The organism is Ruania alba (genome assembly GCF_900105765.1).
Taxonomy (GTDB): domain Bacteria; phylum Actinomycetota; class Actinomycetes; order Actinomycetales; family Beutenbergiaceae; genus Ruania; species Ruania alba.
Map to the genome: position 1 here is coordinate 1,093,063 of NZ_FNTX01000001.1, position 24,649 is coordinate 1,117,711.

27 protein-coding genes and 1 pseudogene are annotated in these 24,649 nt (G+C 68.6%); 14 read left to right on the forward strand and 14 right to left on the reverse strand.

Annotation, left to right across the window (positions count from 1 at the left end; translation table 11 throughout):
• Nucleotides 1-4: 4 nt before the first annotated feature.
• The 4 genes from BLU77_RS05130 to BLU77_RS05145 are packed head-to-tail and all read left to right on the forward strand — an operon-like array spanning nt 5 to nt 2,545.
• A complete protein-coding gene (locus BLU77_RS05130) occupies nt 5-1,330 on the forward strand; it encodes a cysteine desulfurase (protein WP_245708675.1) in 1,326 nt (441 codons plus the stop codon).
• Entirely contained in the window at nt 1,327-1,803 is a 477-nt protein-coding gene (sufU, locus tag BLU77_RS05135) for a Fe-S cluster assembly sulfur transfer protein SufU (RefSeq protein ID WP_089771981.1), read from the forward strand. The genes BLU77_RS05130 and sufU overlap by 4 nt, the downstream gene beginning before the upstream one ends.
• A 14-nt stretch (nt 1,804-1,817) precedes the next feature.
• Nucleotides 1,818-2,213 carry a metal-sulfur cluster assembly factor gene (locus BLU77_RS05140; RefSeq protein WP_245708676.1) on the forward strand — a complete coding sequence of 132 codons (396 nt, stop codon included), beginning with the start codon at nt 1,818-1,820 and terminating at the stop codon, nt 2,211-2,213.
• 5 nt (nt 2,214-2,218) lie between these two features.
• Complete coding sequence (locus tag BLU77_RS05145; RefSeq protein WP_139177601.1) at nt 2,219-2,545, forward strand: hypothetical protein; 327 nt, start codon at nt 2,219-2,221, stop codon at nt 2,543-2,545.
• Nucleotides 2,546-2,621: 76 nt separating this feature from the next.
• Here BLU77_RS05145 and BLU77_RS05150 read toward each other — a convergent pair whose 3' ends face one another.
• Together BLU77_RS05150 and BLU77_RS05155 are read right to left on the reverse strand one after the other, a co-directional pair.
• Nucleotides 2,622-4,238 (reverse strand): HNH endonuclease, encoded by a 1,617-nt coding sequence (locus BLU77_RS05150; RefSeq protein ID WP_089771983.1) that lies wholly within the window; start codon nt 4,236-4,238, stop codon nt 2,622-2,624.
• A gap of 332 nt (nt 4,239-4,570) precedes the next feature.
• Nucleotides 4,571-5,536 (reverse strand): GNAT family N-acetyltransferase, encoded by a 966-nt coding sequence (locus BLU77_RS05155; RefSeq protein ID WP_245708677.1) that lies wholly within the window; start codon nt 5,534-5,536, stop codon nt 4,571-4,573.
• A gap of 187 nt (nt 5,537-5,723) precedes the next feature.
• Between BLU77_RS05155 and BLU77_RS05160 the strand changes: the two genes are divergently transcribed.
• Both BLU77_RS05160 and BLU77_RS05165 read left to right on the forward strand, forming a co-directional pair.
• Nucleotides 5,724-6,674: a DUF368 domain-containing protein gene (locus BLU77_RS05160; RefSeq protein WP_089771985.1), complete on the forward strand. Its 951-nt coding sequence runs from the start codon at nt 5,724-5,726 to the stop codon at nt 6,672-6,674.
• A complete protein-coding gene (locus BLU77_RS05165) occupies nt 6,671-8,269 on the forward strand; it encodes an ABC-F family ATP-binding cassette domain-containing protein (protein ID WP_089771986.1) in 1,599 nt (532 codons plus the stop codon). Before BLU77_RS05160 ends, BLU77_RS05165 begins: the two co-directional genes overlap by 4 nt.
• Here BLU77_RS05165 and BLU77_RS05170 read toward each other — a convergent pair.
• The 3 genes from BLU77_RS05170 to BLU77_RS05180 are packed head-to-tail and all read right to left on the reverse strand — an operon-like array spanning nt 8,242 to nt 9,730.
• Nucleotides 8,242-9,198 (reverse strand): SURF1 family protein, encoded by a 957-nt coding sequence (locus BLU77_RS05170; RefSeq protein ID WP_089771987.1) that lies wholly within the window; start codon nt 9,196-9,198, stop codon nt 8,242-8,244. The genes BLU77_RS05165 and BLU77_RS05170 overlap by 28 nt on opposite strands.
• Entirely contained in the window at nt 9,195-9,404 is a 210-nt protein-coding gene (locus BLU77_RS05175; protein ID WP_089772991.1) for a hypothetical protein, read from the reverse strand. The genes BLU77_RS05170 and BLU77_RS05175 overlap by 4 nt, the downstream gene beginning before the upstream one ends.
• 20 nt (nt 9,405-9,424) lie before the next feature.
• A complete protein-coding gene (locus BLU77_RS05180) occupies nt 9,425-9,730 on the reverse strand; it encodes a DUF3099 domain-containing protein (protein ID WP_089771988.1) in 306 nt (101 codons plus the stop codon).
• Nucleotides 9,731-9,828: 98 nt separating this feature from the next.
• Between BLU77_RS05180 and fabG the strand changes: the two genes are divergently transcribed.
• From fabG to BLU77_RS05195, 3 genes are all read left to right on the forward strand, one after another.
• The gene (gene fabG / locus BLU77_RS05185) at nt 9,829-10,551 is read left to right on the forward strand and encodes a 3-oxoacyl-ACP reductase FabG (protein WP_089772992.1); all 723 of its coding nucleotides are present in this window, start codon (nt 9,829-9,831) and stop codon (nt 10,549-10,551) included.
• Nucleotides 10,552-10,618: 67 nt separating this feature from the next.
• On the forward strand, nt 10,619-11,386 hold the full coding sequence (gene fabI / locus BLU77_RS05190) for an enoyl-ACP reductase FabI (protein WP_089771989.1): 768 nt from the start codon (nt 10,619-10,621) through the stop codon (nt 11,384-11,386).
• A gap of 20 nt (nt 11,387-11,406) precedes the next feature.
• On the forward strand, nt 11,407-11,841 hold the full coding sequence (locus BLU77_RS05195) for a hypothetical protein (RefSeq protein ID WP_139177603.1): 435 nt from the start codon (nt 11,407-11,409) through the stop codon (nt 11,839-11,841).
• Between the two features lie 24 nt (nt 11,842-11,865).
• Here the strand turns inward: BLU77_RS05195 and BLU77_RS05200 are convergent, their stop codons facing one another.
• Genes BLU77_RS05200 through BLU77_RS05225 form a run of 6 tightly spaced genes read right to left on the reverse strand, consistent with a single transcriptional unit; the run spans nt 11,866 to nt 17,816 of the window.
• A complete protein-coding gene (locus BLU77_RS05200; protein ID WP_089771991.1) occupies nt 11,866-12,486 on the reverse strand; it encodes a GyrI-like domain-containing protein in 621 nt (206 codons plus the stop codon).
• Between the two features lie 50 nt (nt 12,487-12,536).
• Nucleotides 12,537-14,105 carry a sulfatase gene (locus BLU77_RS05205; protein WP_089771992.1) on the reverse strand — a complete coding sequence of 523 codons (1,569 nt, stop codon included), beginning with the start codon at nt 14,103-14,105 and terminating at the stop codon, nt 12,537-12,539.
• 4 nt (nt 14,106-14,109) lie between these two features.
• Nucleotides 14,110-14,697: a PadR family transcriptional regulator gene (locus BLU77_RS05210; protein ID WP_089771993.1), complete on the reverse strand. Its 588-nt coding sequence runs from the start codon at nt 14,695-14,697 to the stop codon at nt 14,110-14,112.
• A gap of 55 nt (nt 14,698-14,752) precedes the next feature.
• Complete coding sequence (locus tag BLU77_RS05215) at nt 14,753-15,610, reverse strand: carbohydrate ABC transporter permease (RefSeq protein ID WP_089771994.1); 858 nt, start codon at nt 15,608-15,610, stop codon at nt 14,753-14,755.
• Nucleotides 15,611-15,613: 3 nt separating this feature from the next.
• A complete protein-coding gene (locus BLU77_RS05220; RefSeq protein ID WP_245708678.1) occupies nt 15,614-16,516 on the reverse strand; it encodes a carbohydrate ABC transporter permease in 903 nt (300 codons plus the stop codon).
• A gap of 13 nt (nt 16,517-16,529) precedes the next feature.
• Nucleotides 16,530-17,816, reverse strand: coding sequence for an extracellular solute-binding protein (locus tag BLU77_RS05225; RefSeq protein ID WP_089771996.1), 1,287 nt, complete (start codon nt 17,814-17,816; stop codon nt 16,530-16,532).
• A gap of 122 nt (nt 17,817-17,938) precedes the next feature.
• Here BLU77_RS05225 and BLU77_RS05230 point away from each other — a divergent pair, with 122 nt between their 5' ends.
• Entirely contained in the window at nt 17,939-18,469 is a 531-nt protein-coding gene (locus tag BLU77_RS05230) for a SixA phosphatase family protein (RefSeq protein WP_089771997.1), read from the forward strand.
• A 15-nt stretch (nt 18,470-18,484) separates the two neighbouring features.
• Here BLU77_RS05230 and serB read toward each other — a convergent pair whose 3' ends face one another.
• Together serB and glgC are read right to left on the reverse strand one after the other, a co-directional pair.
• Complete coding sequence (gene serB / locus BLU77_RS05235; RefSeq protein WP_089771998.1) at nt 18,485-19,129, reverse strand: phosphoserine phosphatase SerB; 645 nt, start codon at nt 19,127-19,129, stop codon at nt 18,485-18,487.
• 25 nt (nt 19,130-19,154) lie between these two features.
• Nucleotides 19,155-20,399, reverse strand: coding sequence for a glucose-1-phosphate adenylyltransferase (gene glgC, locus BLU77_RS05240; protein ID WP_089771999.1), 1,245 nt, complete (start codon nt 20,397-20,399; stop codon nt 19,155-19,157).
• 94 nt (nt 20,400-20,493) lie between these two features.
• Between glgC and glgA the strand changes: the two are divergent.
• Both glgA and BLU77_RS05250 read left to right on the forward strand, forming a co-directional pair.
• Nucleotides 20,494-21,689: pseudogene (glgA, locus tag BLU77_RS05245) on the forward strand (glycogen synthase).
• Entirely contained in the window at nt 21,682-22,269 is a 588-nt protein-coding gene (locus BLU77_RS05250; RefSeq protein ID WP_089772000.1) for a GNAT family N-acetyltransferase, read from the forward strand. The pseudogene glgA and the gene BLU77_RS05250 overlap by 8 nt, the downstream one beginning before the upstream one ends.
• On the opposite strand, the gene BLU77_RS05255 is transcribed toward BLU77_RS05250, so the two are convergent.
• A complete protein-coding gene (locus BLU77_RS05255) occupies nt 22,241-23,074 on the reverse strand; it encodes a hypothetical protein (protein WP_089772001.1) in 834 nt (277 codons plus the stop codon). The genes BLU77_RS05250 and BLU77_RS05255 overlap by 29 nt on opposite strands.
• Nucleotides 23,075-23,203: 129 nt before the next feature.
• Between BLU77_RS05255 and BLU77_RS05260 the strand changes: the two genes are divergently transcribed.
• Both BLU77_RS05260 and BLU77_RS05265 read left to right on the forward strand, forming a co-directional pair.
• On the forward strand, nt 23,204-24,031 hold the full coding sequence (locus BLU77_RS05260) for an ABC transporter ATP-binding protein (RefSeq protein ID WP_089772002.1): 828 nt from the start codon (nt 23,204-23,206) through the stop codon (nt 24,029-24,031).
• Nucleotides 24,032-24,134: 103 nt separating this feature from the next.
• Complete coding sequence (locus tag BLU77_RS05265) at nt 24,135-24,620, forward strand: NfeD family protein (protein WP_089772003.1); 486 nt, start codon at nt 24,135-24,137, stop codon at nt 24,618-24,620.
• Nucleotides 24,621-24,649: the final 29 nt, after the last annotated feature.

Consider the following 24,649-nt stretch of genomic DNA (forward strand, 5'->3'; position numbering starts at 1 on the left):
GGCGGTGAGCGTGACGCAGGACGTAGGTTCGACGGCTCTGACGGCGACCGAGCTGGCCGCCGTCAGGGCTGACTTCCCCCTGCTCACGCGGACCGTGCGCGACGGCAAGCCGTTGGTATACCTCGACTCGGCGGCGACCAGCCAGAAGCCGGAGTGCGTGATCGACGCCGAGCAGGACTACTACCTGCGACGGAACGCCGCCGTGCACCGCGGCGCGCACGCGTTGGCTGAGGAAGCGACCGAGGCGTACGAGAACGCGCGTGCCGCGGTCGCCGGGCTCGTCGGGATCGATACCGACGAGCTGGTCTGGACGAAGAACGCCACCGAGGGCATCAATCTGGTCGCGTATGCGTTCTCGAACGCCTCGCTGGGGCGGGGCGGGACGGCGGCCGAGCAGTTCCGCCTCGGGCCGAGGGACGAGGTGGTGGTCACCGAGGCCGAGCACCACGCGAACCTGGTGCCATGGCAGGAGTTGTGCGCACGTACCGGCGCCACGCTGCGCTGGCTCGGAGTCACCGACTCCGGGCGGATCGACACCGGCACGTTGGATGTGATCGGCGACCGCACGCGAGTGGTGGCCTTCACGCACGTCTCGAACGTGACTGGGGCGATCTCCCCGGTCGCCGAGGTGGTCGGGGCCGCGCGCCGCGCCGGCGCCCTGGTGGTGCTGGACGCCTGCCAGAGCGTGCCACACCTGCCTGTGGACCTGCGGGCCCTGGACGTGGACTTCGCCGTATTCTCCGGACACAAGATGCTCGGGCCGACCGGGATCGGAGCGCTCTACGGGCGGCGTGAGCTGCTCGAGGCGATGCCGCCGTTCGGGACCGGTGGTTCGATGGTGGAGGTCGTCACGATGACCGAGACCACGTACGCCGCGCCGCCGCAACGGTTCGAGGCCGGGACTCAGATGGTCGCCCAGACGGTCGGGCTGCACGCCGCCGCCGACTATCTGACCGAACTGGGGATGGCAGCGGTGGCCGCGCACGAGGCAGAGCTGACCGCGCACCTGCTGCACGGGATCGGGCAGATCGACGGTGTGCGGGTGCTCGGGCCGACCGACCCTGCCGATCGTGTTGGGGTCGTGGCGTTCACCGTGGACGGAGTGCACCCGCACGACGTGGGTCAGCTGCTCGACGACGCCGGCATCGCCGTGCGGGTGGGGCACCACTGCGCACAGCCACTGCATCGGCGGCTCGGTGCACAGTCCTCGGCGCGCGCGTCGGTGGGGCTGCACACCACGACCGCCGAGATCGACCAGTTCTGCGCTGAACTGGCGCGAGTGAGACAATTCTTCTTGGGTGAGACCGTGACGGGAGGTGCGCTGGCATGACTGATGCGATGACGCAGCTCTATCAGCAGGTGATCCTTGATCACTCGCGGGAGCGGCACGGGGCCGGCCCGGGTCCGGACGCGGCCGCCGAGTCGTTCCAGGTGAACCCGACGTGCGGGGACGAGGTCCGGCTGCGCGTGCACCTGGCGAACGATGCCGCTGCGCCCACTGTGGATCACGTGACCTGGGACGGCGCCGGGTGCTCGATCTCGCAGGCGTCGGTGTCGGTGCTCAGCGACCTGGTCGCCGGCGCCGATGTGGGGCGTGTGGACGAGCTCACCGAGACCTTCCGCAGGCTGATGAACAACCGGGGTGAACCGTTGGATGCCGAGTCCGAGGAGCTGCTTGGCGATGCCGCAGCCTTCGTGGGCGTCGCGCGCTACCCCGCCAGGATCAAGTGCGCACTACTGGGCTGGATGGCCCTGCGTGACGCACTCGCACATGCCGTGACATCCCCGCCGCGGGCGGGCTAGAGGCGAGGAAGACTATGACTGAGACGAGTAACGCCCCCGACACCGAGGCACCGGAGCAGGCTGCACCGGCTAGCGAGCCTGCTGCGCCGGCCAGCGACGCGGTGCCCACCGCGGCCGACGTCGAGGAAGCGCTCCGTGACGTGATCGACCCCGAGCTCGGGATCAACGTGGTGGATCTGGGCCTGATCTATGGGGTTACCCTGGACCAGAACAACCACGCGGTGATCGACATGACGCTCACGTCCGCTGCGTGCCCGCTCACTGACGTGATCGAGGACCAGGCCGCGCAGGCGCTCGAAGGGCTCGTGGCCGGGCAGCGGATCAACTGGGTCTGGATGCCGCCGTGGGGCCCGGAGAAGATCACCGATGACGGTCGCGAGCAGTTGAGGGCGCTCGGCTTCAACGTGTGACCTCCATGACTGATCGCGCCGGTGACGATCCAGTGCCTTCCGATGGATCCACCAAGCGCGCTCGTGACCTGGTGTGGCCGCTTGCGGTGCTGCTGTTCGTGACGCTCGGGCTCGGTCTTGTCATGGGCCACGGTCTGGGTTCCGGTCTCTGGCAGGAACAGCCGACGTTCGTGGGTGTCCTTCCGTTCCTGGTGGCTGGTTGGCTGGAGAGCCTGCGCCGGCTTGTCGCGAGGACGTCCGGTCGGGATGTACCGGGGTTGCGGATCGCCGGTTCCGCGCTGCTGGGCATTGGAGTGCTCGGTGCCCTGATCCTCCTTGTCGTTCAGCTCTGATCGAACCTCTGGGTCGCCTCGGACATGCCGAGGTCCCCGTCGACGGGTGGTGTCGGCGGGGTTCGGGGCGGGGTGGTCAGACTGGTGGTGGGTCGGTGTGGCCAGGCAGGTCCGGGTGCGGCGGGTCCGTGACCGTTTCGCTGCGTGGATAGACGAGTCCGCTCTCGGGCGGACTGCTGCCACGGGGGCTGCCCCGTCCGTTTCGTGCCCCCACGCTGGTGCCGGCGGTGGGGATGGGGTAGGTGCCGGAAGGCGTCACCAGATAATGGACACCATCGGGTGCGGCCCAGTAATAGACCCCGGGTGTGATCATGGAATATGACCATCCGGCATGGGTTTTCGCTCGGTGGTGCCGGCGGCACAGGATCGCGATATTGGTTGAGCTAGTGGGGCCACCCTGGTCGTAGGGGATAATGTGGTCCTGGTCCCCGGAACGAGCGCTGCGGTTGCAATACGGAAACCGGCACCGACCATCGCGCTGAATGATCTGTTCGCGCAGGTTCGGGCTGGCCTCATAGGTACTCGCATCGATGTGACCGGCCAGGTCGATCACCGGGCGGACGAGTATTCGGCCGGCGGTGGCGCACCAGTGGCGAATCTGCTCTTTCGAGACCGGTGATTTGGTGTTTTCGCACCGGCCCACGATCCCGGAACCGAACACGCTCCCGACGTCGTCCGCCCCTGGGCCGTTGTGGTCGTTGAGGGCGTCGGCGGGCAGGTGGAGGTAGAGCATCACAGTGCGCCTCATCCCGCCCGCTTCGCCGGGTGCCCCTGTCGGAACGGTGGCGCCAGTGGTCGCGTCGGGGATGGGGAGTGTGGTGTGTCCGCGGGCGAGGTCACCGATGGCGATGGAACGACGCACATCCTCACTCGTGCCGGGCAGGAACCCTGCCAACGTGCGGGCCTGGTCGGACACCGCAGCCTCAAGATCCAACGCGTCAGCAAGGTCGAGGCCGCCCTCGACCCGCACCACCGACCCCACACCCACCCCCAGTCCCGGTCCTGGTGCCGCGGTGGTGCCTGCCTCATCGAGACGGATGTCGAAGTGGCGCCCCTCCAACGCTGCTTCCTCATCCTTGGCGGCTTGGTCGGGATCAAACGTGGCCATCGCGGCACTCACGGTGCGTTCGATCTGCGCGGTCGTGCAGGACCCGATCGTCCACGCCACCTGGGCGTCCACCCAGGCCGCCCCCGCGAACGGGAGGCGTTTCGTCATCCGGGTCACTGCCCGTGCCCGGTGGATGCTGACCTGCCCGGCTCGCACCCGTTCCCAGAGTTGGGGGAGCCGGTAGGCCAGTTCCACGATGGCGCCCACATATCCCAGTGCGGCGTCGTTGGACTGTCCCAGTGCGGTCGCCAGGCGGGTGAACTCCAGATCGGACACGAACGGGGCACCATCCCCGGCCAGACGCATCGGCTGCTCCGTCCCCGGCAATCCTGCACGCTCACCCGGCAGACCGGCATGCTCGTCCGGGTCTGGGAGGCCGGGGTGCTCGTCCGGGTCGAACACCGGCCCACCCCTCAAGGTGCCCAGGGTGGCCGGGTCGATCGCCCGCTCACCCACCCACTCCACCACCAGCTCAGCACGCTCGACATCAACAGCCCGAGCCGTGGTGACGTTCTCCCGCAGGGCAGCCAGCACTGCCTTCCCAGCCGGAGCCGAGAATGCCGTACCAGTGGCTGTCGATGTCATGCCTTGATTCTCCCAGAGAGCACTGACATTGGCCCTGCCGGAGTCGCGGCTTGTGGAAAAGTCTCTGCGGTGCCCAGTCCGCTGTCGGTGGACGAGAGAAAGGCACCGGGAAGATCCAGAATGGTGGCGGTGTGACGTGAAACAAGCGGCATCGCCGGATGCACCTGCCGAATATCACCCCGCACAGCAACCACCCGCATCTCGGCTAGTGCCGAGAATGCGATACCAGGGGATATCGAGGTCATACCGAAATTCTTCCAGGCACCACTGACATTGCGCGTGACGGAGTCAGGCTGGTGGAAGAAGTGCGCCGATCGGAACCGCTGTTGGCCTCACCCGGTGGCGACGATCCGGGTCTCGGTGACCAACTCTGCTGACCCGACCGCCAGCAGGTCGTCCACGACTGTACTCAGTGGCGTCATCGCGTCATCCACCTCCAGCTGCACCGGGTACCGAGCAGCCACCATGGCGAGCAGCTGACGCACCGCCGCACGTGTCTTGGCCTCGTTCGCCTCCGGCGGGTACCCGAGGAGCACCTCGGTGGGCCGGTCCGGATCTGGCTCCGCGGGTGCGGCGTTGGGGTCGGGTGCGGCGTCGGGGTCGTCAGGGTCGAGCACCGGCGGGTCGTAGGCGATCGCGAAGGCGAGGAGTGTTCCACCGGCGTCCTTCGGCCGGTCCCGGAGCACGATCGCACTCCTGGCCCCGGTCGACGGGGCCAATAGCAGGTCCTGCGCGCGCCCGAGCGTCATCTCGGAACGATCCCAGGGCGCGTGCGTGGCGTCGTAGAAGCCCATCACCGCCTTGGTGAGCTCCACCGAGCCGGTCGCCAGATCCTCCAGCGCTGGGCCGGTCGGACCGAACGTCGGCACGTCCAGAGCGCCCGGCCGCACCACGACTTGGCGCGAACGCTGGATCGGCGCCATGCCGAGCGACACCGCAAATCCAGCCGCATGCTCGGCGTCCGCCGTGAACCGTGCACGGAGCGCCTGTGTTCCGGACGGTGCCTGCTCGGTCCGGAGCCTGCGGACCAGCTCGGTGCCGATCCCACGCCGTCGATGGGAGTGGGCAACCTCCACGTAGACCCACAGCCGGTCCGGGTGCAGGCGCGCGTCACTGACCGCGCCGGCCCCGACCACCTCACCGTCGCTCTCCGCCACCAGGCAACGGCGCCACGGATCTTCGGCGTCCAGACCGAGCAGGGGGCGGTCGAGCCCTGCCTCCGGCGTGTCGGGTGCACCGAACGATGCGGCAGCGGCGATCTCGTCGCCCTCGCGCCAGGGTCGGAAAGTGACGGTCACGATGGCCTGCCTCCAGGGCGTGCTCGCGGACGGATGGCTGTGCCCAGGCTATCGCTCGGATCCGCCCGCGGGCTGACCTGCCGATCCACCCACCGCCTGATGCGCCGCCCGGCACCCGTTTCTACGGTGGGCAGATGAGCGCTCTCACCCAGCACGTCACCATCACGCACGCGGTAGCCTCGCTCCGGTGACGTCCCAGACTCCGACGGCCCCGGCCCGCCCTCGCCCGTGGACCGCTGTACTGCACCTGCTGCGGGGATTCCTCATCGGTTCGGCCGAGCTTGTGCCCGGTGTCTCCGGTGGCACGGTCGCCCTCGTCACCGGCGTCTATGACCGCCTCATCGATGCGGCCGCACACGTGCTCGCCGCCGCTCGTCGGCTCCTGGCAGGCCCGGACCGCCGCAGCTTCACCACCGAGCTGCGGCGTACCGACTGGTGGCTCGTGGCGCCGGTGCTCCTCGGCATGGTGGCAGCGGTGCTCACCGCCGCCGGCGTGATGGAAGCGTTCGTGACCTCGCACCCCGAGCACGCCCGCGGCCTGTTCTTCGGTCTGGTGGCCGCCAGCATCGTCGTCCCGGTCCGGATGCTGCCGCCTGACGGGGTGCGCCGCGTGCGGGACACCCTTGTGGTGGTGCTGGCCGCAGTGGTCGCCTTCGTGCTCATCGGCTTCGCCGGTGGCCAGACGCAGTCGGACCCGCCGATGATCCTCGTGTTCTTCGCCGCAGCGATCGCCATCTGCGCCCTCGTGGTGCCCGGAGTCTCCGGCGCGTTCTTCCTGCTCGCGATCGGGCTGTACTCGACCACCCTGGGCGCCGTGCACGACCGTGACCTTGGCTACATCGCCGTCTTTGCTGCCGGGGCCGCCGTCGGCCTGGCGACCTTCGTGCAGGTGCTGCGCTGGCTGCTGCACTCGCGACGCAGACTCACGCTGCTGGCCATGATCGGCCTGATGATCGGATCCCTGCGGGCGCTGTGGCCCTGGCAGGCGGACGGGGGCGGCGACGAGTCCGGCGTCGGTCAGCTGATCGCCCCGCACGCCCCGATCGGCGGGCCGATCGTCCTCGCGGTGCTGGGGGCAGCCGTCGTCGGACTATTGATTATTCTCGAACTGCGACGGGCGGTACAGTCGGCCCAGTGATTATTGCGCAGGGCGTCGGACTCAGGATCGGTGCTCGGCAACTGCTCGGTGCCTCCAACTTCCGGATCGACTCCGGAGATCGCATCGGTCTGGTCGGGCGGAACGGGGCAGGCAAGACCACCCTCACCAAGACGCTCGCAGGTGAAGGCGAACCGACCGAAGGCACCATCACCCGGACCGGGACGGTCGGGTACCTCCCGCAGGACCCACGCACCGGCAACCTCGACCAGCTCGCCCTCGATCGTGTGCTCTCCGCCCGCAACCTGCACGAGGTGCTGCGCCGCGTGCGCAAGGCCGAGACGGACATGGCCAGCGAGGACGACGCCGTCCGGGCGCGCGCCATGGACCGGTACACCCGGCTGGACGCCGAGTTCAGTGCCCAGGGTGGCTGGGCAGCTGAGAGCGAAGCGGCGCGGATCACCTCCAACCTCGGCCTGCCCACCTCCGTGCTCTCCCAACCGCTGCACACCCTCTCCGGTGGGCAACGCCGTCGGGTGGAGCTGGCCCGCATCCTCTTCTCCGACTCCCAGACGCTGCTGCTGGACGAGCCCACGAACCACCTCGACGCCGACTCGATCGTCTGGTTGCGCGAGTTCCTGGCCAGCTACCCGGGCGGGTTCATCGTGATCAGCCACGACACCGGCCTGCTCGAAGCCACGGTGAACAAGGTGTATCACCTGGACGCCAACCGTGCCGAGCTGGACATCTACAACCTCGGCTGGCACGCCTATCTCGAACAGCGTGAGACCGACGAGCGACGCCGCAAGCGGGAGCGGGCCAACGCCGAGAAGAAGGCCTCCGCTCTGATGGCGCAGGCGGACAAGATGCGCGCGAAAGCCACCAAGGCCGTGGCGGCACAGAACATGGAGCGCCGGGCGCAGCGGATGCTCGCCGGACTGGACGAGGCCCGTGCCTCCGACAAGGTCGCGAAGCTGCGTTTCCCGGACCCCGCACCATGCGGGAAGACGCCGATGCGCGCCGAGCGACTGTCCAAGTCCTACGGCTCGCTCGAGGTGTTCACCGACGTCGACCTCGCCATCGATCGCGGCTCCAAAGTGGTGATCCTCGGGCTCAACGGTGCCGGCAAGACCACCCTGCTTCGCCTGCTGGCCGGCGTGGAGACCAGTGACACCGGTGGCGTACTCCCCGGGCACGGGCTCAAGGTCGGCTACTACGCCCAGGAGCACGAGACGCTCGACACCAGCCGCACCGTCGTGGAGAACCTCCGATCCGCCGCCCCGGACCTCACCGATACGCAGGTGCGGAGCGTGCTTGGGTCCTTCCTGTTCTCCGGTGACGATGCCGAGAAGCCCGCCGCGGTGCTCTCCGGCGGGGAGAAGACCAGGCTGGCGCTCGCCGTCCTGGTGGTTTCCCAGGCCAACGTGCTGCTGCTGGACGAGCCCACGAACAACCTCGACCCGGCCAGCCGCGAGGAGATCCTCGCCGCGCTGCGCAGCTTCACCGGAGCGGTCGTACTGGTCACGCACGACGAAGGAGCGGTTCAGGCCCTCGAGCCGGAGCGGGTGCTGCTGCTCCCGGACGGTGATGAAGACCTGTGGAACACCAACTACCTCGAGCTGGTCTCGCTCGCCTGAGCACCGTCCGAGGAGTCCGGCGGGCGCATCGCTGCCAGCTGGGCGTCGATCATCGCGTCCTCTTCCTCCTCCGCGCTGGGCCGCCGAGGCCGGCGGGGCGTGTCACGATTCCCGACGGCGTCCGGTCGCCTCGCCGAGGCACCGTCAGCCAGTGCAGCCGCCTCCCGGCGGGCGAGCACGACGAATCCGACCAGTGAACCGATCGCGAAGACCCACCACTGGAAGGCGTAGGAGAGATGGTTGCCGACGTCCACGGACGGGCGCGGCAGCGGTGCCGGGGGACGGGCCGTCGTCGGGCTCTCCTCGGCCAGCACACCGTAGGTGCCGGAGACGATCGATCCGGCGACGGCCGCTCCTGGCGCCGCCTCCTCGAGCACCTGACCGGGGTGGATCGCGCGCACCGACCCGGCAGCCAGCTCACGGTCAGAGGCAGGTTCGGCCCCGCGCAGGCGGACGGTGAGGGTGACGTTCCCGTCCGGTAACTCGCGCTCAGCCGCATGATCGCCGAACGCGTCGGTGCGATACCACCCACGATCGATCGCCAACAGCCACGGTTGCTCCGGATCGCCCGAGTCAGCGACAAAGATCCCCAGCACGTGGTCGGCCGGTGATCCCTCGATCGGGCGCTGGGGGAGCAGCACCGACGGCGTCAGATAGGTCCCGCTCACCTGCACCCGGCGCCAGGTGAGGTCGTCGTCCCAGGGGGCGTCCGCCGTCGGGAGCAGTTCGGACAGCGGCACCGGCGCGGCTTCGTAGTTCGCGGTGACCAGCGCGGCAGCGTCGGCCTTGCCCTGGTAGCGGGTCAGCTGCCAGTGCCCCAGGAGGGTGCACGCCAGGCACACCACCAGCGTGACCGCCCCGATGCCCGCCCACCGGCGTGATCGGAGGAAGGCGTACCGGGAACCGACCGCTGGTGACGGTTCGGTCATGGAGCGGGCAGCTCGGAGACGGGGACGGTCTCGCACAGGAAAGATCGTGCCCCGAGGAACTGCTCCAGGTGCTGGCGGTGGTCCTCACACGCCAGCCACGTTTTGCGCCGGTCGGGGGTGTGCAGGCGGGGGTTGTTCCAGCGCAGTCCCCACGCCGCGGTGGCGCGGCACCCCTTCGCGCTGCAGATCAGCTCGTCGTTCGGCATGTTCGCGGGGCTGGTGTTGCTCACTGACGCACCTCGTCCGCCTCTATCACCCGGGCACCGACCTGGTGGTCGGGCTCGATCGGGACCTGGTCGATCATGGTGTCCGGCTCTGTGCGACGCTCTCCGGCGTTGACCAGCATGACGGCGACGATCGGCAGGATACCGGCCGCGGCGAGGCACACCCAGCGGATCCAGCCGTCGATGAAGAACGCGCCCGCGAAGCATGCCGTCCGGATGCCCATGGTGATCAGGTACCGCACGATCCGGTCGTGGGACTGAACACTCTGTGGGCGTCCGGCGCTGGTGATCGCATGAACTTCGGACACCCTTCCAGGGTACGCCGCCTCGCTCCATCAGGGGACCTGGCGCCGTGGTGGCAGTGAACGCGCTAGCGTGGCCCGAGCACACGCGAGAGGAGCACACGTTGAGCGAGCAGGTCGAGCAGCAGGGCGGTCGTACCGTCGTCGTCACCGGAGCGAACCGCGGTATCGGACGGGCGATCGCGGAGCGTTTCGTGGCCGACGGGTATCGGGTGGCGGGGATCGCTCGCAAGGACGATCTGCCGGACGGCGTGTTCTTCGCCGAGGCGGACATGACGGACAGCGCTTCCGTGGACGCCGCGTTCACGGCGATCGAAGAGCACCAAGGGCCCACCGAGGTGCTCGTGGCCAATGCCGGCATCACCAAGGACACGCTGCTGATGCGGATGAGCGACGAGGAGTTCACCGACGTGGTGGACGTGAACCTCACCGGAGTGTTCCGGTGCGTACGCCGCGCCACGAAGGGCATGATCCGCAAGCGCACCGGCCGGATCATCATGATCTCCTCCGTGGTGGGCCTGTACGGCTCACCCGGTCAGGTGAACTATGCGGCCACCAAGTCCGGCCTGGTCGGGATGGCCCGCTCCATCACTCGCGAGCTGGGCGGGCGCGGTATCACCGCGAACGTGGTGGCACCCGGGTTCATCGACACAGCCATGACGGCCGAGCTGCCCGAGGCCACACAGCAGAGCTACCTCGGGTCGATCCCGGCCGGCCGGTTCGGCCAGACGCAGGAGATCGCCGACGCCGTGGCCTTCCTCGCCACCGCCGGGTACGTCAGCGGGGCTGTGATCCCGGTGGACGGCGGGCTCGGGATGGGGCACTGAGCCGCATCAGGCTCCAGGGACGCTAGGCTCGGCGCCGGATCAACTCATCATCACGGAAGGACACCCCATGGGACTGCTCGAGGGGAAGACCCTGCTCGTCACCGGCGTGCTCATGCAGAGCTCGATCGCGTTCTCGGTGGCACGCCTGGCTCAGGAACAGGGCGCCACCGTGGTGCTCTCCTCGTTCGGTCGCCAGCTCAAGCTCACCCAGGCGATCGCGCGACGCCTCCCGCAGCCCGCGCCGGTGGTCGAGCTCGACGTCACCAACGAGGAGGATCTGGCTGCCCTGGCCGATCGTGTGTCCGAGCATGTCGACCACCTCGACGGGGTGGTGCACTCGATCGGGTTCGCCCCACAGTCGGTGATGGGCGGCAACTTCCTCGCCGGTGAGTGGAAGGACGTCTCCACCGCAGTGGAGGTCTCGGCGTTCTCGCTGAAGTCCCTCGCGGTGGCGGCCAAGCCGCTGCTCACCCGTGGATCGGGCGTGGTGGGCCTGACCTTCGACGCCCAGTACGCCTGGCCGGTCTACGACTGGATGGGCGTGGCCAAGGCCGCGTTCGAGGCCACGGCCAGGTATCTGGCTCGGGACCTCGGCCCGGACGGGATCCGGGTGAACCTCGTCTCCGCCGGTCCGCTGCGTACCACCGCGGCGAAGTCGATCCCCGGCTTCGAGGAGATGGAAGGGGGCTGGCCGGACCGGGCACCGCTCGGTTGGGATGTCTCCGACGCCGAGCCCACCGCCCGTACGATCGTGGCCCTGCTCTCGGACTGGTTCCCGGCCACCACCGCGGAGATCGTGCACGTCGACGGTGGCGTGCACGCCATGGGGCTCTAGGTCTCGACCAGGTCGTTTTCGTGTCTGAGCGAGAGCTGATGTTCCTGCTCTGCCTGACCCTTGGCCTGTGCTTCGTAGGCGGCACCGTCTGGGCCAGGCGGGGCCGGTCGTTCCGCGCTCGGAGCTGGATGTACACGCCGGCGGGCCCGATGAGGACCGAGCGGATGGTCATCCTGGGCGCGCCCACCTGTGGATTCGGTCTGCTCGCTCTGAGCGCCGTCGCGCTTCCGCCAGGGGCCTTCGGTATCGAGTTCCTCACGCCACATGTGCTGAGCGTCGTCATGGTCATGGCGATCATGCTGCTCGGCCTGCTGGCTCTCCCGTTGCTGTACTGGGTATTGGTCTTCATCCCGATCCCGGACGTCTGCTATCCCCGATGGGCCAGGGAGGTGCGGCGCGATCGGCGACTGTTTCCGCAGACGAGTCCCGAGCAACCGCGTGATCCGAGCGATTGACCGGGCCCAGGTTCAGGGGGCGGTTCAGGCTGAATCCCGCTCCACCGGCTGGCGCAGGATCGTGCGCAAGCGTTCCGCCGGCATGCGCCGCGGGTCACTGAGGTAGATCTCGTGGTGCCTGCCGGTCCTCCGCAGCCCCTGGGCGGGGATGAACTCGGTGTGCATCGCGGCCAGCACCGGCGCCTCGTCGTCGTAGGACCCGACGTGCAGGGTCTGCACGCTCAGCCCCTCCTCCAGGGTCTCCAGGCGGACGTGGTCCAACACGGGGGCGCCTCCCTTGTGGCGCACCCGCTCCCGTGCCGTCTCGACGTGTTCCGCATCGAGCCAGTCCGGCAGGCCGATCATCACTGTCCAGTGCCAGCGTGACTTGTCCCGCTCGGTGGTGAACGCCGTCATGTCGTCGGCCCACCAGAGTGCCTCCAGGGGCGGTACCACGTAGTCCCGGTCCAGCTCGGTCTTGCTGAGGAACTTCACGACGTAGGCCACCGGGTACAGCGAGCTGACGGCGTCGGAGTAGTCCACCGACGTGTTCGGGTCGCCCTGCCCGTCGAGCATCAGGTACTGCAGTGGCGGCACCTGCATCAGGGAGAACTGGCCGTGCCGGGCGGAGTAGGAGGGGATCGTCTTCTTGAGGTCGATCTTCATCACGCGACTCCCGGCGGTGGCGACAGCACCCGTGGACGATACCGCGGACCTCAGGTGCGGATGCTTGCCGCCACGAGCCGCTGCTGCCGCTGTGCCAGGAGGTGCTCACCGGTGACCGGGCCGGTGAACGGGAGTCCGAGCCGTTCGAACTGCGACCGCGGGGCATGGTTGGCTCGCATCAGCTCGACCATCGCGTCGGCGAGGGCGAGCTCGATGTCGTCGTCGACGATGGGGTCCAGCTGCTGCGGGTCCTGCTGGAGGTCGAACAGCAACGTGCCGAAGTCGTAGGCATTCAGGTTTCCGAACGTGGTGCCCGGCATACGCAACGGTCGCACCCCCTTCGTGAACGGGAACGGGGCAGCCAGCTCGGTCTCCAGCAGCTCCTCCGGTGCGAACCTCGCCCGCATGTGGGTGGGCATCAGCGTGTGCTCCTCCAGCGGTGCATTCTCCGGAGAGACGGACGCGCGCATGTAGACGTACCGGCCGTCGGTGACGTTCACATGCCCGCCGAAGCTGCCGAACAGGGCGTGCGAACGGATCTGGTGGTCCGCCGCGACCGTGTCGGCCAGGGAGCGGCCCTCCATGTCCGGTGTCGGGTCGCCGTCGAAGTGGTCGAGAAGAGTGGCGGGCAGATCGATCGTCTGCACCAGTGCCGACCGACGCTCGCCACGGACACCGCTGCGGGGATCCCACACGAACAGGGGTGTGTGGATCGTCTCGTCGTACCAGGGCTGGACGATCTTGCCCCACCATCCGTGCTCACCCAGCAGGAATCCGTGGTCGGTGCAGACGATGAGCATCGTGTCCTCCCACATATTGTGGGCGTCCATGACGTCCAGTACGCGCCCGAGTGACTCGTCGCACTGGGTCAGCAGAGCCGAGTACTCGTCCCGGGCATGCTGGACCACCTCCGGCGGCTCCGAGACCGGGGCGTAGGGCGGCCAGTCGAAGTCGGGGCCGTCGTAGTCGCGTCGGTAGTGCTCCTTGTGGCGTTTGGCGGAGAAGAACGGTTCGTGCGGGTCGAACGTCTCGATCTGGACCAGCCACCGGTCCTGAGCAGCGTTGGTCTCGATGAACTCGATGCCGGCGTCGAATACCTTCGTCTGCGGATGGTCGGCCTCGTCGGTGAGGTACTGCCGGTTGATCGCGTCCTGCCGGCGGGCGTCGTGGGCTCCCTGATGCGCGCCGGCACCAGTGTGCGCCGAGGGCGGGGGAGAACCTTCTGTCGACGACGGCACATGGCCCTTCCACTTGTCGCCCTCCTGCCCGCGGAAGAGCTCGAAGGTGGAGAAGCGCTGGTGGTAGGTCGCCCCGCCGTCCTCCCAGTAGTGCTGGTGATCGGTGACGAGGTGACTGTAGACGCCGAGCTCGCGCAGTAGCTCCGGCAATGAGTCGTCGAACGGCTCCAGCGGTCCCCACGAGCGATGCAGGAAGTTGTAGCGACCGGTGTGCAGCTCTCGACGGGCGGGCATGCACGGCATGGAGCCTGCATAGCAGTTGTCGAAGGTGACGGTGCGCTCGGCCAGTCGCTGGAAGTTCGGCGCGTATGTCGACGTGCAGCCGTACGGGGGCAGGTAACGGCGGTTCAGGGTGTCGAACATGACCACGATGGCCTTCATCGGCTCACTCTCTTCTCGGTGCGATCGTCCTGTCGCTCAGGTCGTCCAGCATGCTTCGCAGGCGGACCATCCACTCCATGTAGCGGTCGGTTCGCCAGTTGCCATGTACGTGCTGCTCCTCGCGGAGCGCCTCGAGGGCAGCGATGTTCGCCTCCGGGCGAGCGAACGTGGTGTCGATCGATCGGTCGCGCCCCCGATTGCGGGCGATCTCCTCGGTGCGAAAGGCAAGCTCTTGGTCGATCAGTTCCAGCGCCCGCGGCAGGTCGAGCAAGGCGCCGACCTCGATGCGGAACTTCAGCTCCGGGTCGTCCAGGTACCCCTTCGGTGCGTAGGTGCTCGCCAGCCACTCCCGCAGCCGCTGCACTCCCGAATCGGTGATGTGGTACACCTTCGCATCCGGGGCGTTCTGTCGCTTCTCGACCTCGAACTCCAGCAGCCCCGCCTCGTGGAGTCGGTTCAGATATCGGTACACCTGGCTCGCGTACCGGTCGTAGCCGATGAACTTCCCCTCCTGCTTGAGCCAGGCGACGATGTCGTAGCCGCTCATCCGGCGGACCAGCAGCCAGCTCAGCAGGGCGATCTCGAGCTTCATCGTTCATCCTCAGGGGCGTGTGTGTGCTGGGGCAGGACCGCCTCATCGTAGGCATCTACTTCAGCGCTCCACTGAGGACACCGCTGCGGAAGAACCGCTGCACCAGGAGGAAGCCGATAACGATCGGAATGCTGATTGCCAGCACGGCGGCCATCAGTAGCGTCCACTGGGTGGAGTTCTCCTGGAAGAAGATCGTCAGTCCCAGCTGGAGGGTGCGCATGTCGTTGCTGGTGGTGGATACGAGCGGCCAGAGGAAGTCGTTCCAGGCCGCCTGGAAGGCGATGACGGCGACGATCGCGGCCGCCGGCTTGACCAGCGGTGTGTAGATGCGGGCGAAGATGTGTACCTCCGATGCGCCATCGACCCGGGCGGCATCCCCGAGTTCGGTCGGGAGACCCGCGTAGAACTGGCGCATCAGGAAGATCGGCAGGGCGCTCACCAGGTGCGGGAGCATCAGCGCCGGCAGGGTGTCCAGCATGCCGGTGCCCCCCGCACCGAGAATGTCGTTCCCGCCGAGCAACGGCACCCGCGTGATCATCACGAACAGCGGCACCATGGCAACCTCGGGCGGCACGACGAGCAAGGCGACCACGAGCAGGGTCAGGGTGTTCTTGGCCCGCACAGGGAGCAGCGCCAGTGCGTACCCGGCTGAGCAGGAGAGGAGGAGCTGGGTCAGCGTACAGACCACGGCCACGGCCACACTGTTGCCGAAGAACCGCACGAAATCGGTGCTCCCGAAGGCGTCGGCGTAGTTGCCGAGGTCCAGGTGCGTGGGCCACTGACCCAGGTTCTGCCCGCTCGGTGTCAGCGAGATCATCACGATGTAGCCGACCGGTACCGCGTACAGGGCTGCGAGGATCAGGGCTACGGCCTGCCAGATGCCGGCCGTGCGGCGTGAGGTCTTCATGGTCATGGATCAGTCCTTCCTGGTCCGCAACAGCACCCGGAGCAGCACCGACAGCACCACCACGAGAACGAAGAGCATGACGGCGATCGCGCACGCGGTCCCGATGTCCAGCCGGAGGAACGCCTCGTCATACATCAGGTAGACGAGCGTTCGAGTAGCGTTCACAGGGCCACCACCGGTCATCACGTAGGACTGGGTGAACATCTGCAACGCACCCAGGAACCAGGTGATGGCCACGAACGAGACGACCTTGGAGATCGAGGGCAGGGTCACCGCGAAGAATCGGCGCACCGGACCGGCGCCGTCCATCATGGCGGCCTCGGTGAGCTCCTCCGGAACGGACTGCAGGGCGGCCAGCACGATGATCATGAAGTAGCCGAGGTTGCGCCAAAGGCTCATCACGATGATCGACGGCATCGCGAGCGAGCTGTCCGTGAGGAAGTACACGGGGTGGTCGACTCCGAGCGCACCGAGTGCGGCGTTGATAGGTCCGACGGCCGGATCGAGGAGCAGGTTCCACATCAGCGCCACCACCACGTAGGACGCGGCCTGCGGGATGTAGACGATCGTGCGCATCACCGCCCCGCCGAACAGGGCCCTGTTGAACAGCAGCGCCACGAAGATGGTGACCACGATCCCGATGAGGACCTGACCGAACGCAAAGCTCACCGTGTTGCGCAACGACTCCCAGTACACGGGGTCACCGAGCACGGTGCGGTAGTTGCGAAGGCCCACCCACTGCGGAGGTTCGAGCAGGCCGTAGCTGGTGAAGCTGAGCGCGAAGGCCGCGAGCAGTGGGACGAGGGCGGTGATGACGATCCCGGTGTAGGCCGGTGCGACCAGCAGGTTGCCGGCCCGCCGCTGGCCGCTGCGGAGGTCGACCCGGCCCGTCGAGGGTGCGGACGTCGTCACCGCTGTTGCCTGATCAGTCAGCATTGATGCCGTCGATCGTCGCGTCGAGCTGCTGGAGGGTCTCCTCGACAGACCGTTCCTGCCGGATCGCCGCCTGGAGCGCTGTGTTGATCTCCTGCTGGATCTCCAGCAGGTTCGGGGACGTCGGCAGCGCCCGTGCGTCGGCGAGGGCGGCGATCAGCTCGGGCTCGGAGTCCTCGAGGTAGGCCGCATCGGTGAGATCGGACCGGGCCGGCAGCCCGCCGAAGAACTCGGCGTAGCGCTCGGCATTATCCTTGGAAGCGAGCGTGGACACCAGCGCCCAGGCGGCGTCCGGCTGGTCCGTGGTCGCGGAGATCGCCAGCTTGTTGATCCACGCGATCGTGGTGGGCTCACTTGTCGCCGTGCCGCCTAGCGGAGGGCCGGCGACCAGATGGTCCCGGACCTCCGGTGCGAACTCAGCGGCGTTGCGCAGTTGCGTCTGACTGCCGAAGACCATCCCTGCTGTACCCGCGATCGTGGGGCGTGCGCCGGTGCCTTGGTACACCAGATGCGGGTCGGAGAGGCCAGAGTCGAAGTAGCCGACGAGATACTCGAGCGCGGCGTGGCCTTCGGCGCTGGCGAGGGTGGAAGCGCCGTCGTCGGAGAAGAACGCCCCGCCGGCCTGGTACAGCAGCTGACTCCACGCCTGCATCATCCCTACCGCGTTGTCCTGGCTCCAGAACGTCGGGAACTCCAGAGGGCCACCGGACTCGGCGTCCAGTGCTTCGGCGACGGCGCGGTACTCGTCCCAGGTCGTCGGGATGGAGGCACCGACCTGGTCGAGCAGGTCGGTGCGGTAGAACGGTGCGCGCACGTCGGCGTACACGGGAACGGCGTAGCTGACACCGTCGTAGGTGCCGTCGGCAAGCATGTCGGGATAGATGGCGTCCTTCTCTGGCCAGTCGGCGAGGTATTCGTCGATCGGGAGGAAGGCGTTCTTGGAGGCGAGTGCGGGCGTCATCACCTGCCCGAGCATCGTGACGTCCGCGAGGGACCCGCTCGCGGTCGCGGTGAGCAGCTTCTGGAATCCTGAGCCCCAGTCGGACTGGCGAACTTCCACGTCGATCCCGTGCTCCTCGGTGAACGGCGTGAGAACGGTCTCTCGCAACCAGGTGAGAAATTCCTCGGTGGGTCCGAACAGCATGAGCGAGAGCGAGTCGCCGCTCGAGCCGGATGATGTGCCGCTGCCACACCCAGCGAGGGCGAGGCCGCCGGCGCCGGCCGCAGCCGTCTGCAGCAGGGTACGCCGGCTGATGGATGTGCGTGATGAGGAGGTCATTCCGGTATCTCCGTCGATAGCGGTTAGGGGCTAAGTGAAAAATCACTTAGCACGGAATGTAGGGCAAACAGGGTCGACCGGTCAAGGACTGCCGCCGGCAGGTGCACGCGTATCCTGGGTCGATGAGTTCCGAGCCCAAGCGCCTGGTGCTGCTGCGGCACGCCCAGGCCGAACACGGCGCGCTCCGCGACGTCGACCGGGCGCTCAGCATCGACGGGCGCGCTCATGCACGTCTGGTGGGGGAGCGGCTACTCGCCTCGACCGGCGTGCCCGACCTGGTGCTGTGCTCGGCCGCCGTGCGCACCCGGCAGACCTGGCAGCTGGTCGCCGTCGGGATGGAGGGGGCCGCCGACGACGTCGAGGTGCGCCACCTCGACGAGCTCTACGGGGCGGACGTGACGGACATGCTCGACGTGCTCTGCGCGGCGCCCGAGGCGGCCACCCGCCTGCTGGTGGTCGGCCACGAACCGGTGACCTCCGCCGTCGCGCACCTGCTCGCCGGCCCCGGGTCCGAGGATGCTGCCACCCACCGGGTGCGCACCGGGATCTCCACCGCGATGGCGGCCCTGCTCACCCACGACGGCTCGTGGAGCAGCCTCGGCCGGCGCAGCAGCGTGCTCACCGGCCTGGTCAGCGGGCGGGAGAACGGCTGACGGCGACCGGTCGCCTCAGAGCCACTCCAGCACGCGGTCCAGTCCGCCCTCGGTGATCGCCCGGTCGGCCTGCGCCGCGACCACCGGCTTGGCGTTGAAGGCGACCCCGAGACCGGCCACTGCCAGCATGTCGAGGTCGTTCGCGCCGTCCCCGATCGCGACCGTGTCGGCCAGGTCGATGCCCTCCTGATCGGCGAAGTAGCGCAACCACCGCGCCTTCGCGGCCCGGTCGACGATCTCACCCGTCACTCGCCCGGTCAGCGCGCCGTCGGCCACCTCCAGCCGGTTCGCCCGCACCCGGGTGATGCCGTGCCGCTCCGCCAGCGGGTCGACGATCTCGTGGAAGCCGCCGGAGACCAGGGCGAGCGGCCAGTCCCGCTCGTGGGCCGCCGTCACCAGCTCGGCCGCACCGGCGCTGAGCCGCACCTGATCACGCACCTGCTCCAGGGCGCTCACAGGTAACCCGGCCAGCGCGCTGACCCGCTCGGTCAGCGACGCGGCGAAATCCAGTTCCCCGGCCATCGCACGTTCGGTGATCGCGGCGACCCGGTCGCCGGTCCCGGCGCGATCGGCGAGCAGGTCGATCTGCTCACTGGTGATGAACGTGGAGTCCACGTCGACGATGATCAGACGGCGGGTCCGCGGGGCACGCTCACTCATGCCGCCCGATCATGCCAGCAGATCGTCAGTCGGCCGTGATCCGACCGTTCTTCGGGACGACCGTGATCCCGGTGTCGGTGATGGTGAACCCGCGAGCCTTGTCCCGCTCGGCATCCACCCCCACGGTGGCGCCGGCCTCGACGGTGACTCCCTTGTCCAGGATCGCCCGGCGTACGGTGGCGTGCCGGTGCACGATCACCCCGTCCATCAGCACCGAGTCCTCCACCCGCGACCACGAGTTCAAACGAACGCCGGGGGAGAGTACCGAGCCGGACACCTCACCGCCGGAGACGACCACACCGGGGGAGATGATCGAGTCGGTCGCGTGCCCGATCCGGTCCTCCACGGCATGCACGAACTTCGCCGGCGGCAGGCCCGTGTACCCGGTGTGCAGCGGCCACGAGTCGTTGTACACGTTGAACACCGGCTGCACGGCGATCAGGTCGCGGTTCGCTTCGTAGTAGGCGTCCAGCGTCCCCACGTCGCGCCAGTAGTCGCGGTCCCGGTCCTTCGACCCGGGCACATCGTTCTCGATGAAGTCATACAGGCCGCACTGCCCCTTGGAGACGAAGTAGGGCACGATGTCGCCGCCCATGTCGTGCTTGGAGTCGCTCGAGGCCGCGTCCTTGGTGACGGCGTCCACGAGGGCGTCGGCGTTCATCACGTAGTTGCCCATCGAGGCGAGCACCTCGTCGGGGGAGTCCGCCAGGCCTGGCGGGTCGGTCGGCTTCTCCAAAAAGGCTGCGATCTTGCGCGGGTCGCTGGGGTCGGCGTCGATCACTCCGAACTGGTCGGCCAGCGACTTCGGCTGCCGGATCCCGGCCACGGTCATCTCCGCGCCGGAGGCGATGTGCGAGTCGACCATCTGGGAGAAGTCCATCCGATACACGTGGTCGGCACCGACTACCACCACGATGTCCGGCTTCTCGTCGTCGATGAGGTTCAGGGACTGGTAGATCGCGTCGGCGCTGCCGAGGAACCAGTTCTTGCCCACCCGCTGCTGCGCCGGCACCGGGGCCACGTAGTTGCCCAGCAGGGCCGACATGCGCCAGGTGATCGCGATGTGCCGGTCCAGCGAGTGCGACTTGTACTGGGTGAGCACCACGACCTTGAGATAGCCGGAGTTCACCACGTTGGACAGGGCGAAGTCGATCAGGCGATAGATGCCCCCGAAGGGGACGGCCGGTTTCGCACGGTCCTTGGTCAGCGGCATCAGCCGCTTGCCTTCTCCGCCGGCCAGAACGATTGCGAGAACCCGTGGTGCTGCCATGCTCAGAACCCTAGAGTCACAAAGCAGGTCGCACCATCGGTATGGGCACCTGGTCCAAAATTGTTCATCCTCAGCCGCCAGTGAAGGAGCTCAGATGCGTGTCGACATCCTCACCAGGGAGTACCCCCGCACGTCTACGGAGGTGCCGGGGTGCACGTGGACGAACTCTCCCGGGTGCTGCGTAGTCACGCGGACGTGCGGGTCCGCTGCTTCGACGGCCCCCGCGACGGCGACGGCGTGACCGGGTACGACGTGCCCGCCGAACTGGACGGGGCGAACGCCGCGCTGGCCACCCTCGGGGTGGACCTGCAGATCGCCAACGACGTCGCCGGGGCGGACCTGGTGCACTCACACACCTGGTACGCCAACATGGCCGGCCACCTCGGCGGCCTGCTGCACGGCATCCCGCACGTGCTCTCCGCACACAGCCTGGAGCCCCTGCGCCCGTGGAAGGCCGAACAGCTCGGCGGCGGGTACGCCCTGTCCAGCTGGGCCGAACGCACGGCCTACGAAGGGGCCGAACGGGTGATCGCCGTCAGTGCCGGGATGCGCCGGGACATCCTGCGCTCCTACCCCCAGCTCAACCCGGACAAGGTGGTGGTGGTGCACAACGGGATCGACCTGGACTCGTGGAAGCGACCGGAGGCCACCGAGGCCGCCGAGATCGCACGCAAGCACGGCGTGGACCCGGACCGGCCCGCGGTCATCTTCGTCGGGCGCATCACCCGGCAGAAGGGACTGCCGCACCTGCTCGCCGCGGTACGTGACCTGCCCGAGGAGGTGCAGCTGGTGCTCTGCGCCGGCGCGCCGGACACCAAGGAGCTGGCCACCGAGGTCAGCGAGGCCGTCGCCGAGCTGCAGCGCACCCGGACGGGTGTGGTCTGGATCGACGAGATGCTGCCGCGGGCTGAGGTGGTCGGCCTGCTCGCCGCCGCCATGGTCTTCGTGTGCCCGTCGGTGTACGAGCCGCTCGGCATCGTCAACCTCGAGGCGATGGCCGTCGGAGTGCCCGTGGTGGCGTCCGCGACCGGGGGGATCCCCGAGGTGGTCGCCGACGGGGAGACCGGCCTGCTGGTGCCCCTGGAGCAAAGGGAGGACGGCACCGGCACGCCGGTGCACCCGGAGACGTTTGCCGCCGACCTGACCCGTGCCCTGACCGAGGTGGCCACCGACGCCGAGCGGGCACGTCGGATGGGCGAGGCGGGCCGCCGTCGCGCAGAGGACGAGTTCTCCTGGGCGGCCATCGCCGAGCGCACTCTCGAGGTCTACCGGGCGGTCCTCGATGCCTGAGGACCCCTGGCTGCAGGTCCCCACGCTCGCTGGGGACCGGGCCGTGCTGCGCGGCTACCGGGACCAGGATCTGGACGCCCTGGTGGAGATCCTCACCGACCCGGACGTGAACCGGCTCACCGGGAGCGTGCACTCCACGGCCGAGGCGAACACGGCCACCGCGGACCGCGCCGAGGTGCACCAGTGGTACTCCACCCGCGCCGAGCAGTCCGGGCGGCTGGACCTGATGATCGCCGAGGCCGCCACCCCCGAGGGTGCCTGCGTCGGGGAAGTGGTGCTGAACGACTGGGACGAGCAGAACTCCTCCTGCAACATCCGCATCCTGATCGGGCCGGCCGGGCGGGACCGCGGGCTCGGCAGCGAGGCGATGCGGCTGATGGTCGATCACGCATTCACGCACCTGCCGCTGCACCGGATCTCGCTCGGGGTGTTCACCTTCAACCCCCGGGCCCAGCGGGTCTACGAGAAGGCCGGCTTCGTGGTGGAGGGCCGGGAGCGCGATGCGCTGCGCTTCGACGACGGCTGGGTGGACCAGGTGATGATGTCGCTGCTCAGGCCGGAGTGGAAGGCGGCGCGCTGACCGTGGCTGAGACCATCGCGCGCCGCGCCGCGGCCGCCACGTGCCGCATGGCCGCGCTGCGCTGATCCACCTGCCAGACGTTCACCGCCGCGCCGTCGTCCTCTGTGGCCAGGTCCACGATGGCGTTCAGCCGTGCGGCCCGCACCAGCAGGTCGAGCCGGCGCCCGTCCAGTCCGCCGGGAAGGCGCAGGTGCAGCTCGGGTGGCACGGTAGCCGAGGCCAGCATTGCGATGTCCTCGGCCGCCTCGGGTCGCCACCGCGCGACGTCCATCCGAGTGAGTGCGTCGATCGCCAGCTCCAGGGCCTCGGTGAGGCTGCGCCGGGCGTCTGCCGGTGAGTCCGGCACTCCCGTGTTGCCCTCGCACCGGTGCACCGCCCAGGTCACCATCGCACCGGGTTCCAGTGCCGAACCGAAGGTCTGTACGTGCGGGAGGGCCACCACGGTGGTCTCACCAGGATTCCCGACGGCGACCACCGCCTCTCCCGTCTCGATCGCCTCCTGCGCCACGGGGGCAGGCACACCGACCTCCCCGGGCACCGGCAGCGCAGCGTGTACCACCCCGGGATGTGCGGCCAGCCGGTCCAGGACGGTCGGCACGGCTGTGCGCAGCCCCGAGCGGCCGACGCTCAGCGGCACCTCGGCGGTGGGTGCCTCGATGAGCGTGTGCGGCTCGTCCTCGCCCTGGATGGCCGGCACGGCGGCGGCGGTGAGCTCGTCCGTCCCTGGACCGTGCGGGCCGCCGACAGCACGCAGCTCAGCCACCCACAGTGCGGTGAGGACGGAGCGGGGGAGATCGATCGGCACACGCCAGAACTTAGGTGAGCACGCGCCAGGTGTCACATCCACGGCACGGGTGAATCTCCGCCGTCACCGGGTGCGGTTGCCTCGCCAGGACGTCCCGGAGGATGCTCCCGGGCCGATAGGCTCACCTGCATGGGTGACGTGCTTCAGTTCGACGACGTGACCGTCCGGCGTGGCCAGAAGTTGATCCTCGACTCGGTGTCGTGGTCGGTCGAAGAGGGTGAACGGTGGGTGGTGCTCGGCCCGAACGGCGCGGGTAAGACCACGATCATCCAGCTCGCGGCGGCGCGGATGCACCCGACCGGGGGCCGGGTGACCGTGCTCGGCGAGGAGCTCGGTCGCATCGACGTCTTCGAGCTCCGCCCGCGGGTGGGTCTGGCCAGCGCCTCCCTCGCCGACCGCATCCCGGGCAGTGAGCGCGTGCTCGATGTGGTGCTCACCGCCTCCTACGGCGTGACCGGACGGTGGCGGGAGTCCTACGAGCAACTCGACGAGGGTCGAGCGCGGGACCTGCTGGGCGTGTTCGGGATGGCCGCCTTCGCCGACCGACTGTTCGGCACCCTCTCCGAGGGAGAGCGCAAGCGGGTGCAGATCGCTCGCGCGATGATGACCGACCCCGAGCTGCTCATCCTCGACGAGCCGGGCGCCGGCCTCGATCTGGGTGGCCGGGAGGACCTGGTGGCCGCCCTCGGCGAGCTGGCCGCGGATGTGAGCTCGCCGGTGCTGATCCTGGTCACCCACCACGTGGAGGAGATCCCGCCCGGGTTCACCGACGGCCTGCTGCTGCGCGAGGGGAAGACGGTCGCGGCGGGGCAACTGGAGACGGTGATGACCCCGCAGCATCTCTCGGAGACCTTTGGGCTGGACCTGGTGGTCGAACGTCACGGTGCCCGCTGGACCGCCCGCGCACTGGCCTCGGAGAGCGGAGCACACACGGCCGGACATCCACCCCGGTGGTGAGGCGCCGCCGGGGAGTTCTGCCCGTCTGGAGACGGGTTTCCACACCCGCGTGAGCAGGCGCGTCCCGTAGACTGATCAATACGACGATGGGGAGAGGTTCACGATGGATCTGGGCTGGCTGTGGTGGCTGGGCGCCGCGTTGGTGCTGGGCGTCGTGGAGATGCTCACCGTAGACCTGTTGTTCCTCATGCTCGCCGGTGGCGCGGTCGCCGCCGCATTCGCCGGCCTGCTCGGAGCTCCCCTCTGGCTGGAGATCCTCGTCGCCGCCCTCGTCTCGGTGCTGCTGTTGTTCGGCGTGCGCCCGTGGGCCTTGGCGAAGCTGAAGTCGACGACACCGGACGCCAAGACGGGTGTGGACGCTCAGATCGGGCGACCGGCCACCGTCGTCGCCGATGTGAGCGACCGCGCGGGTCGGGTCAAGCTCTCCGGTGAGGTCTGGACGGCGCGGATCGAACGGACCGGGGTGGTCCTCCCCGCCGGCACCGACGTGGTCGTCGTGCGTATCGAGGGGGCGACGGCGTACGTCGCCCAGCCGGAGACGCCAGCAGATCCGAGTCAGCCGTACGGCCCTGCCACACAGGGATTCTGAACGCTCCAGCGGATCCACCGCATGGCGCC

Coding starts and splice junctions, on each gene's coding strand:
- sufU (WP_089771981.1), top strand. CDS start 1,327: ATGACTGATGCGATGACGCAGCTCTATCAGCAGGTGATCCTTGATCAC.
- BLU77_RS05200 (WP_089771991.1), bottom strand. CDS start 12,486: ATGAAGATCGACCTCAAGAAGACGATCCCCTCCTACTCCGCCCGGCAC.
- BLU77_RS05230 (WP_089771997.1), top strand. CDS start 17,939: ATGAGTTCCGAGCCCAAGCGCCTGGTGCTGCTGCGGCACGCCCAGGCC.
- BLU77_RS05145 (WP_139177601.1), top strand. CDS start 2,219: ATGACTGATCGCGCCGGTGACGATCCAGTGCCTTCCGATGGATCCACC.
- BLU77_RS05225 (WP_089771996.1), bottom strand. CDS start 17,816: ATGACCTCCTCATCACGCACATCCATCAGCCGGCGTACCCTGCTGCAG.
- glgC (WP_089771999.1), bottom strand. CDS start 20,399: ATGGCAGCACCACGGGTTCTCGCAATCGTTCTGGCCGGCGGAGAAGGC.
- BLU77_RS05265 (WP_089772003.1), top strand. CDS start 24,135: ATGGATCTGGGCTGGCTGTGGTGGCTGGGCGCCGCGTTGGTGCTGGGC.
- BLU77_RS05260 (WP_089772002.1), top strand. CDS start 23,204: ATGGGTGACGTGCTTCAGTTCGACGACGTGACCGTCCGGCGTGGCCAG.
- BLU77_RS05170 (WP_089771987.1), bottom strand. CDS start 9,198: ATGACCGAACCGTCACCAGCGGTCGGTTCCCGGTACGCCTTCCTCCGA.
- fabI (WP_089771989.1), top strand. CDS start 10,619: ATGGGACTGCTCGAGGGGAAGACCCTGCTCGTCACCGGCGTGCTCATG.
- BLU77_RS05210 (WP_089771993.1), bottom strand. CDS start 14,697: ATGAAGCTCGAGATCGCCCTGCTGAGCTGGCTGCTGGTCCGCCGGATG.
- serB (WP_089771998.1), bottom strand. CDS start 19,129: ATGAGTGAGCGTGCCCCGCGGACCCGCCGTCTGATCATCGTCGACGTG.
- BLU77_RS05205 (WP_089771992.1), bottom strand. CDS start 14,105: ATGAAGGCCATCGTGGTCATGTTCGACACCCTGAACCGCCGTTACCTG.
- BLU77_RS05150 (WP_089771983.1), bottom strand. CDS start 4,238: ATGACATCGACAGCCACTGGTACGGCATTCTCGGCTCCGGCTGGGAAG.
- BLU77_RS05140 (WP_245708676.1), top strand. CDS start 1,818: ATGACTGAGACGAGTAACGCCCCCGACACCGAGGCACCGGAGCAGGCT.
- BLU77_RS05250 (WP_089772000.1), top strand. CDS start 21,682: ATGCCTGAGGACCCCTGGCTGCAGGTCCCCACGCTCGCTGGGGACCGG.
- BLU77_RS05215 (WP_089771994.1), bottom strand. CDS start 15,610: ATGACCATGAAGACCTCACGCCGCACGGCCGGCATCTGGCAGGCCGTA.
- BLU77_RS05175 (WP_089772991.1), bottom strand. CDS start 9,404: ATGCCGAACGACGAGCTGATCTGCAGCGCGAAGGGGTGCCGCGCCACC.